The following is an 11331-nucleotide window of genomic DNA, read 5'->3' as shown; positions in this document are numbered from 1 at the left end:
CCCCTTGCTAAGGGGAGGGTGCCATTAGGCGGGTGGGGTTATCTGTCGCAAACATTATTATGAATTGGTATTAGACATTCAAGAAAATAGTAGGTTGAAAAGTTGCGGTTTTGAACTAGAACTTTCAGCCTTATAACTAGAAACTTGAGGTTTCAAACTAAAACGTTGAGCTTTCAAACCAAAAACTTGAGATCTTGAACTAGAACATTCAGCTTTAAAATCAAAAACTTCAGGTTTCAAGCTTGAACCTTGAGCCTCAAAACCAGAAACTTGAGGTTTGAAACTAAAACATTCAGCTTCAAAACCAAAAAACCGAGGTTTGAAACTAAAACATTCAACCTCAGAACTCAAAACTTAAATTTTTGCTCCCCACCACCCCATCACCCCATCTCCCCATCTCCCCATCACCCCATCTCCCCATCTCCCCATCACCCCATCACCCCATCACCCCATCACCCCATCTCCCCATCTCCCCACCTCCCCATTGCCCCCCAACCCCACAAAGTGGGGACCCCTAGCCCCCCATTGTCCCTAATCCCCACCTCCCCCAATTCCCTTCAAAATAAAATGGAACTTCTCGCAATCCTTATATCTAGCCTATTGGGTGTAGTTGCTCCTGTAGGAGTGGTGATTGATCAGACTGCTGAAAATACCATCCGTTCACAGTTTTCAACAGTGGAACAACTACAAGTAAGAGTAGATAATGCTCCTAGTTATCAATTACTCCAAGGTAAGGTGGAAAGAGTGTTAATTGCAGGGCGTTCTTTGCAATTAAAACAACAAGATTTCCGCATTGCTGTTTTAGAATTGGAGACCGATCAAATAGAATTTGATCCAAGAAGTTTGAGGCAAAACTTACCCAAATTAAAACAACCTTTACAGGCTGGAGTACGCTTAGTCGTAACAGAGCAAGATATCAATAAACTTTTACAATCACCACAATTTCTGAAGCGGTTGCAAGAATTGAATAAAGGAAATTTTTCTGCTCTTGAGTTTACCGAAGCCTCTAATTTAGCTAACCCTAAGGTAGAATTTTTACCCAATAATCGCTTTAGTTTCCAGGTAGAGTTACAAAACGAGCAGGAGGTAATACCCCTTTTAATTAAAATCAATTCTGGGTTAAATATAGTTGGTGGCAGACAATTTCAACTAGTTGATCCAAAAGTATCATTAGATGGACAAGAGTTTCCAGCTGAATTTCTCAGTATGATTATTAGTAACATAAATCAACAATTAGATTTACGTAATTTGGAAGGTGACGGACTACAAATGCGAATTCTAAAATGGAAAATGCAACCAGGGAAATTAGAAATGGCAGCATTTGTAAGGTTAGAACCATCTTCTAAGTTTTTGGAAACTCGTCGTTAGTAAGTCTCGTCGTTAACCAAACTTCTCTTCATATAGATAGCATCAAGGGCTTAAGGAAGGTTTTGCATATGAGTCAACAACAAGGATCTAAACGGGTTTCTTCTGGTGTAATAGCAGCTATTTCAGCAGCAGTTGTATTGGTAGGAGGGGGGGTAGGCTGGTTAACTTGGAATTCTAATCAGGACACCAATCCTACACCATCAGAACGCCTTGTACCAGGGAATCCACCCCAGGTAGGAAATGAGCAAACTACCCAAATTTATTGGTTGCAAGACACTGGCACAAATTTTAAATTGGTTCCTCAATCAGTTCAAGTGCAAGCAAATCGTAACCAACCCAACCAATTTTTAACAGCAGCATTCCAACGTTTATTAGAAGGACCAACACAAGGAAGTAGTGGTTCAAGTACAATTCCTCAGGGAACAAAAGTGCTGGGTGTAGATGTTCAAGGCGATACTGTCCGTGTCAATTTATCTGGAGAATTTACCAGTGGCGGCGGCAGCACTTCTATGCAAGGTCGTATTGGTCAAATTGTTTACACTGCCACTAGTTTAAATCCAAACGCCAAAGTATACATTGAGGTAGACGGCAAGCAACTAGATGTATTGGGTGGTGAAGGTTTGGAGTTGGAACAGCCACTGACACGTCAAAACTTTAAGGAAAATTTTCAACTTTAGTCAATGGTCAATAGTCAATGGTCAATGGTCAATAGTCAATGGTCAATAGTCAATGGTCAATGGTCAATGGTCAATTTGAAATTCTCTGTACTCTTTGACTAATGGACTCTTGACAATGGACAATTGACTCTTGACCATTACTTAGTATTCAAAACACGAAAACTCCGGGCTTGTTGTTCTAACCTGCTGGCAAGGCGATCGCAAACTCGGTTACACAATTCAAAAATCATATCATCTTCCACCCGGTAGTAGGCACAAGTTCCTTCGCTACGACGGCTAAGAATTCCCGCTTGCCACATTACCTTGAGGTGCTTTGACACATTTGCTTGTGACGTTTGGGTTGCCTCTACCAACTCTTGTACGCATTTTTCTTCATCCCGCAATAAATGCAACAATCGCAGGCGCATTGGTTCACTCAACAGGCTGAAGTATTCAGCTACTTGTTGCACAACTTCTGGCGGTACAGGCAACGTTTGTTTCATCAGGATTGTCCCGGAAGAACTGAACTGAGAAATTTTACAACTTTAGACATTAGTTATATAGATTAATACTTAATCTGGATTAATTCGCATCAAAGGCTGACCATATTCTACAGGTTCACCATTTTGAACCAGAATTTCGACCACTTGCCCGGATACTTCCGCTTCAATTTCATTCATGAGCTTCATGGCTTCAATAATACACACAGTTTGACCGCTACGGATGCGATCGCCCACTTCTACAAATGGCGCCTCACCCGGTGCAGAGGCACGATAAAATGTTCCCACCATTGGGGAAGTAACATCTGTAAATTTTTTTTGCTCAAGGGGTGAGGGAGTCGCTGATGATTGTACCCCTGTACTGGTAGGAGTATCAACTGTACGGCTTGCAGTTGCATCTGTTGTCGGAGTAGATGCTACTGATGGCATTGCACTCACAAGCGGTAATCCGGGGCTAGTAGCAACGCTTGGAGTCGCTACGGTTGCTGGTAACACTCCAGGAGTGGCGGTACCAGCTTTACGTATTGTGATTTCAAAATCGTTGCTTTTGAGCGCTACTTCTACAATGTCTGTTTTGGCAATAGTTTCTAACAATTGACGAATTTCATTAAAGTCCAATGGCACAGCTTTAATTACCTCAATAATGCGTTAATAAGGGCAGAGGGCAGAGGGCAGAGGGCAGAGGGCAGAGGGCAGAGGGCAGAGGGCAGAGGGCAGAGGGCAGAAATTTCATAAATATTATTTTTTATTACCAATTACCCATTACCAATTACCTTTTTCGTGCGTTTTGGTGTACGCAGTTGATGACGAGTGTAGTGGTAGATAGACTTTTTGGTAAAGATAAATATTAAGCGAGGCAGGGATGGAAATCCCCGCGAGGGATAGAAATATAGATTTCCATCTTTGCTGAGCTATAATTTACTCCCTGCCAAGATATGTGTCATTACGGGTGTCAATGCGGATGCGTTCTCCTTGACTAATAAATAGAGGAACCATCACAACTGCACCAGTTTCTAGCGTCGCAGGTTTACTGCCACCAGTAGCTGTGTCGCCTTTGACACCAGGATCAGTTTGTACCACTTCTAATACTACGGAGTTAGGTAGTTCAACTTCTAGTACTTGTTCACCCCAACGGACGACGTTAGCTTCCATACCTTCTTTGAGATATTTAACGCGATCGCCAATTTGGGCTGCACTTAATCTACCTTCTTCATAGGTTTCCATATCCATAAAGACGTATTCATCGCCGTCTTTATAGGTATGCTGCATCGTGCTTTTTTCCAGAGTCGCTTGTGGTACAGTTTCCCCGGCGCGGAACGTCCTTTCTACCACACTTCCACTCTGGACATTTTTTAATTTTGTTCGCACAAAAGCGGAACCTTTTCCGGGCTTAACGTGGAGGAATTCCACTACCCGCCATACAGATCCATCTAAAACAATTGAGACACCAGGTCGAAAGTCGTTACTGGAGATCATGAAGCTTTCAAAGTTTGGAAGACAATCGGCATTTATTGTACCCCTCAAAGGGAGAAATTAGTCATTAAGTCATAAAAGAAGGCAGGAGGCAGAGGGCAGAAGGGGTTCCCCACAAATTCGCGATTCGGAGAGCGAATTTGTGGGGGCCCCGCAGAAGGCAGAAGGGCGGGGATTTTTACCTATCAAAGAAGGCAGGAGGTAGGAGAAGTTAGGCGAGTGACAAAACTATCACAACTCAGCTACTGCGGCTGAAAAACACAGCAGCCGCAATAATTAAACCTAACAGTGCTAAAGGAACCCAAAGATTGGGAAGATCATTAAAACTCATAAAAATCAAAAATTAAGTTACCAGTATTTGCTGCGTCACCATCTCTGAATCGAGAGATAATAGAAATAGAGCAAATAGTATCAAAAATATGTTAGTCTCCACTTCTGCCTGTTGTGCCGCGATTCTCAGACAGCAACAGCAGGAAAATATTCATCACCATAAACAGTGTGCTAAAACCCCAGTCAACGGTGAGCAAAGTACGACTTCTAAAAAATGCACCGTTGTTGAAAATGGTCGGGTTGTAGTGAAAACAGTTAACAGTGAACAGAAAACTGATAACTGACAACTGTACTACTCTAATGGCACGACATCGTGGAAGTAATTGTAGTCGATGTAGCGATGTCCATCAGAGGTGTGGTAAAAAATATCTACAAATTGGTTGTTCCACAAAATTTCATGAGCAGCGTAGGTTTGACGGGCGTGAAGAACCTGTGCAACTGTTTCATCAATTCCACTGAGGGAAACCACGATTGAAGTTTTTGTTGATACCAGTGACTCTGGTGTCATCCCATATAAAGGACTTAACTCATCAATTGGATGCATAGCCGTCCAACTCAGCGTGAAACTTGGTGTCTGATTCCTCAGCAAGTTCAGTTCGTGAAACCGACGTATAAATTGACCTTCGGTTGTCACTTCATCGCGCATCAAGTAAACCCGTAACTGCGCTTCCAAAATCTGGTTGCGGCGCTTGTTTGCGGCGCGAAACATGAGAGTAGGTACACCATTGTGAGGTGCAATTACTGCTACCCGGCTAAAAATGACACGGGCCGTAGGTCGAGAGAAACGAGCAAATGCTAAACCAGTTAGCACCGCAATTCCCACCAAACCCATCATTGCTTCAATAGTGACAACAATATTGGCATAGGTTGTTTTAGGAAACATTGCCCCGTAGCCAATAGAAGCCAGAGTTTGGACGCTAAAGAAAAAGGCATCGAGAAAAGACCCAGGTCTAGCGTTAGCAATACAATCTCCCCCTGCCAGGTAAGCTAAGGCAAACAAGGCATTAGTAGTTAAATAAAATAGAGCAATTAACCCCAAGAAGCCAGGCCAGGGAATTGTCAAAAGCAAATGGTAAGGATCACGCCAGTAGGAATACCAAACATTCATGCCCAAGACTTCAAACCGTCCATCCTGGATTTTGATATGGACTTTTGGGAGTAAACGCTGTAGTCGCTTCTGAGACCGTTTTTTTTGTCGAACTAATCTCACAACGTACCGTTATCCTTTTATCTTTTTTTACTAGTATTTGTCACAGCAACTTATAAGTTTGTAGTGAGCGCTTAAGCGCGCAATTAAGCACTGAAGTGCTTACTACGAACTCTTCAATATTTATGTAACAGGTACTAGCCTAAACCTAATAACTTGGAAATCAAAGGTAAAAGTTTCATAAAGAACTACCAAATGCCAAGTTCACAACTGTAACTATATCTAAACATGTAGATGGTAGATACTACGCTTCTATTTTGTTCAACCAGGAATTGGTGTTAGGGACTAGCACTTCTGCCCAAGGAGGGAATGTAAGACCAAAGACTTCTGGACGTAAAAAATCCACCAAGTCCGAGGCAGTTCCCAATGAGTTGGGAAGCCTACACCGTACCTAATGGTCGGTGTAGGTAGTTCACTACATGCTTCAACTAATGTGGCTGTAGCAGGTAAGCCAGAAACTAAACCTTTTTTTCCCAGTCAGGTTTTGACCTTTAAAAGAACGACCTCGGAGATTTTGACCAGAGTAATCTAGCCGCATAACAGGGTCAGGAAGAGAATTTGGATTTGATTTTATACAGATTTGCGTTACTCTTTTTCGGATTTGGTCAAAATTTTGTCAAATTGGTCAACAGTTAACAGAATCTGGTAGGGTGCGTTATGGACATTAGTCCTAACGCACCGCGAATCATGGGATGGTGTGTTAGCCTTCGGCGTAACACACCCTACAATTGAAATTTTTTTACTTGAAACGAGAGTGTTCTGACTTAAAACGAGAGTGTTTTCACTTGAAACGAGAATGTTCTCACTTGAAATGAGAAAGTTCTTACTTGAAACGAGAATGTTCTCACTTGAAATGAAAATGTTCTCATTTGAAACACGAAACTTCTCATCCCAAACAAGAAACTTCTCGTTCCATTCCCCTTTTTTGATGATACAAATACATCCTTAGGGGCGTACGACTGTGAGCCTGTACAGTGGTTAATGGTTATAAGAAGGCTGGCAATCAACCATGAACAACCAACACCCAACACCCAACAACCAACAAAGAATCCAAATTTCGCAAGTTGTAGTGACAGCACAACAGATGCGTGAGATTGAAGCGCGTATCTTTGCAGCAGGAATGCCTGTGGCGGCTTTGATGGAAAAGGTAGCAGGACTGATTGCCCGTCGGATTTTGGATATGTACCTCAACCCGGGGCAAGAAGACAATAGGTGGGGAGGTGGGGAACTCGGGGCCCCCACTCCCCCAAGGGAGTGGGGATTAGGGGCAGTGGGGAGGTGGGGAACTCGGGGCCCCCACTCCCCCAAGGGAGTGGGGATTAGGGGCAATGGGGAGGTGAGGAGATCACCCCATCCCCCCAGTTTCTACTCCCGACCTCGTGTGGGAATTCTTGTCGGTCCCGGTCATAATGGTGGGGATGCTTTGGTTGTTGCCCGTGAATTGTATTTTCGCGGTTATGCTGTCTATATATACAGTCCTTTTGGCAAACTCAAAGAATTAACTTCGCAGCATTTACAGTATGCTCAGAGTCTGGGCATTTCCTGTTATCAATCAATTGAGGACTTGCCAGAGTGTGATTTGTTGGTTGATGGGCTGTTTGGATTTGGGTTAGAAAGAGAACTCCAAGATCCTGTTGCTAGTGCTATTAATCAGTTAAATGACAAGTCTGTGCCAATTATTAGTATCGATCTGCCGTCTGGTTTGCATACAGATACTGGCGAAGTTTTAGGAACTGCTATCCGTGCTAGCCATACTTTTTGTCTGGGTTTGTGGAAATTGGGTTTATTACAAGACCAGGCTTTAGAATATGTGGGCAAAGCAGAGTTAATTGATTTTGATATTCCTTTGGCGGATGTGGAAGTAGTACTGGCAGAGACACCCAGAATTAAACGCGTAACAAAAGATAGTGTGTTTTCAACTCTGCCTCTACCGCGTCCTGCTGTCACCCATAAGTACAAAGAAGGGCATTTACTGCTGATTTGCGGTTCGCGTCGCTATGCTGGAGGTGCGATTTTAACTGGGTTGGGAGCAAGGGCAAGTGGAGTTGGTATGCTATCGATCGCTGTACCAGAATCTCTCAAACCTATCTTGGTTAGTCATTTGCCAGAAGCGTTGATTGTTGGATGTCCAGAGACAGAAACAGGTGCGATCGCTCAATTACAATTACCAGAAAACACAGACTTAAATTCCTTTGATGCGATCGCCTGTGGCCCCGGTTTAACCAAAGCTGCTAGCCCAATTGTTCAACAGGTGTTAGCAAGCACAATCCCTTTAGTGCTTGATGCTGATGGTTTAAATATTCTGGCGGAAATGGGAACCCCCCCTAATTCCCTCTTTACTAAGGGGGGGACGAAAGGGGGGGTGCGACAAGGATTAACAGTACTTACACCCCATACAGGCGAATTCCAACGCTTGTTTCCTGATTTACCAGATGCCAAACACAATAGAATCCAAGCAGTGCAAGAAGCAGCAGCCCAAAGCGGGGCAGTAGTATTGTTGAAAGGAGCAAGAACAGCGATCGCCAATTCCCAAGGTGCAGTGTGGATTGTTCCCGAAAGTACTCCTGCTTTGGCGCGGGGTGGTAGTGGTGACGTGTTAACTGGATTAATGGGTGGATTAATTGCTCAGGCTGTCACCCATCAAATACCTGCCGAAGATATGGTAGCAGCTGCTGCTTGGTGGCACGCTCAAGCCGGAATTTTAGCAGCCCAAGAACGTACAGAATTAGGAGTTGATGCATTTACATTGACTCAGTATTTGAATTTAGTTCTCAACCACATTGATTTTGATAGGCTGTGAGATCCCCGACTTTTAAAAAAAGTCGGGGATCTGGTCCCTCACAAAGAGTCAGAACTAATGACATAGATCACTTGTTCTCTCTCCGCAAACGGGGAAGGTTAGGATAGGGTAAAAGATATTTGTGCAACAACTTTAATCCCCTTGGGGACACTCTTCCCACAAAGTTGTAATTTCCCGCAAACTTTGATGATTGCCATTACCCAAAATTAAATGATCAAGCAGGGGAATACCTAAAAATTTAGCTCCTGCTAGTAACTGGCGAGTGAGTTCGATATCTTCGCCACTGGGTTCAGTGTTACCAGAAGGGTGGTTATGGGCAACTATTAACCGTGTTGCACCTTGGCGAATCACTTCTCGAAAAATCTCGCGGGGAGGTGCGAGGGTTTCGGTTGCAGTTCCTATAGTAATGACTTGCGTTCCCAGTAAGCGATTTTTGACATCTAGTAACAGAACTGCAAAACGTTCTTGATTTTGCCACATCAAGTCCTGACTGAGAGCAGCAGCAGCTGCTGCTGGACTATCTATAACTGTACGATCCGCAGGGCGCGATTGAAAGGCGCGTTTGCCCAATTCAATGGCTGCTAAGATTGTTGTTGCTTTGGCTGGGCCAATACCAGGTATTTGCATGAGTTCAGCAGCGCTAATATCTCGTAGAACTGCTAAAGGTTCGCGATCGCATTTACTCAATTCATGTAAGATATATTGCCCCAAACCCACCGCAGAAAGTTTTCCTGGGCCTTGACCAGTGCCAAGCAGAATTGCTATTAATTCAGCTGTGGATAGAACTTTTGCACCATGAGTCAATAAGCGTTCTCGTGGACGCTCAGTCTCTGGCATATCAGCAATTCTTAGGCAATAGGTCATAGCTCAAGGGAATAACAACAAAGGAGTATATATACTCTAGTTATCCCCTGTAAGGTCTCAAAATCTATGTCTTTTTGAGAAAATTTTTAAAATTTTGGCATTTTAAAGTTAAAGTTGGTTGTTTGATGTTTGTTGTTTGGCACAAGCCATCTGATTTTAGATTTTGGATTTTGGATTGACCCTAGAGATCAATCTGGAGGCTTGTACTCTGTTGAGAATGATTGATCAACAATCAACAACCCTACCCTGACGGGAAGCCACTACCCTGCCTTAAGCCGCTACCTGCGGAAGCCGCTTCGCGTCTACGCGTCTACGTGTCTACGGGTTCGCCAGTCCCCCTACCCTTACCTTAAGCCCTCCGGGTACTCTTCCTTGAAGCCGGGCTTCGCCCGTCTACGGGGGTTCGCAATCGTGACGGGAAGCGGAGCCAGTGCGGTGGACGGGTCTCCCGGCATAAAGCACCTGGCGTCCAAGACTGCGACCCCCTCACCGCTGTTGCGTCTACGTGACGGGAACCGCCTTTTTGGGGGGCTGGACTCACCACCAACCACCAACCACCAACTAACAACCAAAAACTAACAACCAACTTATTGATAAATCTGTGTTGCTTTTAGTATGTGGTAGGTAGTGAGAAGCTGAGTGATAGCTAGGGGGTAACTCTGGATTGTTTCGCCAGTAGTACCAGCAACTTTGCCTAACTCTGGGTTAACTTCGCGATTACATACGTTCTTTAAATAAGGCATATCAGAACAAATCAGATGTTCGAGTTTGTTGACTTGTTCTAGAGTTGCATGGCCGTCTACTTCTAGCACATCGACTGGTTTACCCATGTCGCGGTCTAGCCCCAAACGGATGGCAGACACAGTGTTGTCGCAAAAATCAAGAATTTTGGTAAAGTCTGGATGAGGAATTGTTGGACGCAATACCAAACGCACGTTTAAATGTCCATTGGTGTTATTAATATCATCGCTAGGTGGATAAAAACTCACTACTATATCTGACCATTGCCGTTGCGGACGGATAAACTGTTCTGAATCAGGTTCTCGCTTCTCTAGTTCTGCCAAAACTTGTTCTTCTGTATAACCGCGCTTTTGGGTATCTCGCTTGACTTTCCAACTAGCACGTAGTGATTCAGGGGGTGCAAGGTAAACTTTCACATCATAGCAATCGCGAGCCGTACGGGTAGAATAGCCGAGTAATCCTTCTATAATTACAAATTTGTTGGGTTTAATATACACTGGAGCTTCAAAAGTACCAGTTTTATGGCTGTAAACTGGCTTGAGAATAGGTTGCCCAGTCCGTAACAGCGATAGGTGTTGCTGCATGATATCTAGATAGTTGCAGTCGGGATGGAGAGCCGTAATACCAATTTCTGCACGTTGCTTGCGATCGTACTTATGGTAATCATCTGTACAGATGATTGTGACATTTTCTGGGCCAAGTACCTGAGCAATCCCTCTTGTCAGCGTAGTTTTGCCAGCAGCACTGTCACCAACAATACCAAGAATAATTGGACGGCTCATGATTCCTTCCCCCTGAAGATAGCTGATACAGTAAAGTGCAATTTTGAATTGTATGCTAGTTTACTAATTCTAGAAATCAATTAAAGATAACTCAAGGTCTCAAACAGAGATTCTGATCAAAGTTAAGTTACAGAACTTATACAAGATGTGACCGAAAACCTGATTATTGCGTAGGGTAATTCATCAATTACCGCAAATGTGCGTTATGTTTTGCGTAAGTCCTGAGTCAAAAAACGTTGATTCCATCATTTATAATCAAGCTTACTTACTCTTTAAAACTATTTGTATATATTTTTGTCAATAAGCTGTGACAAATAGCCCAGGACTAGTTTCCACTTGCGTAGAAATTACTCAACATATGATTCCAAAAACTCTGCGTTTCTCATTACCCGGTTGAATTTGGTAACAAGGGTTCGCTTTATTGCAACTGGTGAGCGATCGCACACCAAAGACGAGGCGGTGTGCAGAACAGACGGTTTCCGGCGAGGAGCAACCGCAGTTTGATAATGATAACTCCTTTGAATAATGCACCTGCTAGGTAAAAATTCTTAATGAACGCATCCTTGTTTAAGAAATTAAACTTATTTTGTTAAAAAACTCTTAATATCCA

The 11331-nt window shown here is 43.5% G+C and carries 11 protein-coding genes; 5 read left to right on the top strand and 6 right to left on the bottom strand.

The annotated features are described in order from the left end of the window. Positions 1-567: 567 nt before the first annotated feature. Positions 568-1368: an LmeA family phospholipid-binding protein gene (locus UYI_RS0126460; RefSeq protein WP_016869695.1), complete on the top strand. Its 801-nt coding sequence runs from the start codon at positions 568-570 to the stop codon at positions 1366-1368. A gap of 68 nt (positions 1369-1436) precedes the next feature. Further along, entirely contained in the window at positions 1437-2045 is a 609-nt protein-coding gene (locus UYI_RS0126455) for a GerMN domain-containing protein (protein WP_016869694.1), read from the top strand. Between the two features lie 137 nt (positions 2046-2182). Here the strand turns inward: UYI_RS0126455 and UYI_RS0126450 are convergent, their stop codons facing one another. The 3 genes from UYI_RS0126450 to efp form a co-directional block, all read right to left on the bottom strand. Next, the gene (locus UYI_RS0126450; RefSeq protein ID WP_009456410.1) at positions 2183-2527 is read right to left on the bottom strand and encodes an ArsR/SmtB family transcription factor; all 345 of its coding nucleotides are present in this window, start codon (positions 2525-2527) and stop codon (positions 2183-2185) included. A 69-nt stretch (positions 2528-2596) separates the two neighbouring features. Further along, a complete protein-coding gene (gene accB / locus UYI_RS0126445; RefSeq protein ID WP_016869693.1) occupies positions 2597-3148 on the bottom strand; it encodes an acetyl-CoA carboxylase biotin carboxyl carrier protein in 552 nt (183 codons plus the stop codon). A gap of 294 nt (positions 3149-3442) precedes the next feature. Further along, positions 3443-4000 (bottom strand): elongation factor P, encoded by a 558-nt coding sequence (efp, locus tag UYI_RS0126440; protein WP_016869692.1) that lies wholly within the window; start codon positions 3998-4000, stop codon positions 3443-3445. A 416-nt stretch (positions 4001-4416) separates the two neighbouring features. Between efp and UYI_RS0126430 the strand changes: the two genes are divergently transcribed. Then, positions 4417-4611, top strand: coding sequence for a hypothetical protein (locus UYI_RS0126430; protein WP_016869690.1), 195 nt, complete (start codon positions 4417-4419; stop codon positions 4609-4611). Positions 4612-4619: 8 nt separating this feature from the next. Here the strand turns inward: UYI_RS0126430 and UYI_RS0126425 are convergent, their stop codons facing one another. Next, positions 4620-5537 carry an ion channel gene (locus UYI_RS0126425; RefSeq protein WP_016869689.1) on the bottom strand — a complete coding sequence of 306 codons (918 nt, stop codon included), beginning with the start codon at positions 5535-5537 and terminating at the stop codon, positions 4620-4622. A 1006-nt stretch (positions 5538-6543) separates the two neighbouring features. Here UYI_RS0126425 and UYI_RS0126420 point away from each other — a divergent pair. Then, the gene (locus UYI_RS0126420) at positions 6544-8334 is read left to right on the top strand and encodes a bifunctional ADP-dependent NAD(P)H-hydrate dehydratase/NAD(P)H-hydrate epimerase (protein WP_016869688.1); all 1791 of its coding nucleotides are present in this window, start codon (positions 6544-6546) and stop codon (positions 8332-8334) included. A gap of 132 nt (positions 8335-8466) precedes the next feature. Here the strand turns inward: UYI_RS0126420 and radC are convergent, their stop codons facing one another. Beyond that, complete coding sequence (radC, locus tag UYI_RS0126415; protein ID WP_026086187.1) at positions 8467-9198, bottom strand: RadC family protein; 732 nt, start codon at positions 9196-9198, stop codon at positions 8467-8469. A 221-nt stretch (positions 9199-9419) separates the two neighbouring features. On the opposite strand from radC, the gene UYI_RS39845 reads away from it, so the two are divergent. Then, positions 9420-9551: a hypothetical protein gene (locus UYI_RS39845; protein WP_268742334.1), complete on the top strand. Its 132-nt coding sequence runs from the start codon at positions 9420-9422 to the stop codon at positions 9549-9551. Between the two features lie 234 nt (positions 9552-9785). On the opposite strand, the gene UYI_RS0126410 is transcribed toward UYI_RS39845, so the two are convergent. Next, on the bottom strand, positions 9786-10721 hold the full coding sequence (locus tag UYI_RS0126410; RefSeq protein ID WP_016869686.1) for a phosphoribulokinase: 936 nt from the start codon (positions 10719-10721) through the stop codon (positions 9786-9788). Positions 10722-11331 lie beyond the last annotated feature (610 nt).

Source organism: Fischerella muscicola PCC 7414 (assembly GCF_000317205.1).
GTDB lineage: Bacteria > Cyanobacteriota > Cyanobacteriia > Cyanobacteriales > Nostocaceae > Fischerella > Fischerella muscicola.
The sequence above is the reverse complement of the archived record's forward strand: the minus strand, read 5'-3'. Positions and strand labels throughout refer to the sequence as shown.

Coding starts and splice junctions, on each gene's coding strand:
- UYI_RS0126460 (WP_016869695.1), top strand. CDS start 568: ATGGAACTTCTCGCAATCCTTATATCTAGCCTATTGGGTGTAGTTGCT.
- UYI_RS0126455 (WP_016869694.1), top strand. CDS start 1,437: ATGAGTCAACAACAAGGATCTAAACGGGTTTCTTCTGGTGTAATAGCA.
- UYI_RS0126450 (WP_009456410.1), bottom strand. CDS start 2,527: ATGAAACAAACGTTGCCTGTACCGCCAGAAGTTGTGCAACAAGTAGCT.
- efp (WP_016869692.1), bottom strand. CDS start 4,000: ATGATCTCCAGTAACGACTTTCGACCTGGTGTCTCAATTGTTTTAGAT.
- UYI_RS0126430 (WP_016869690.1), top strand. CDS start 4,417: ATGTTAGTCTCCACTTCTGCCTGTTGTGCCGCGATTCTCAGACAGCAA.
- UYI_RS0126420 (WP_016869688.1), top strand. CDS start 6,544: ATGAACAACCAACACCCAACACCCAACAACCAACAAAGAATCCAAATT.
- radC (WP_026086187.1), bottom strand. CDS start 9,198: ATGACCTATTGCCTAAGAATTGCTGATATGCCAGAGACTGAGCGTCCA.
- UYI_RS0126410 (WP_016869686.1), bottom strand. CDS start 10,721: ATGAGCCGTCCAATTATTCTTGGTATTGTTGGTGACAGTGCTGCTGGC.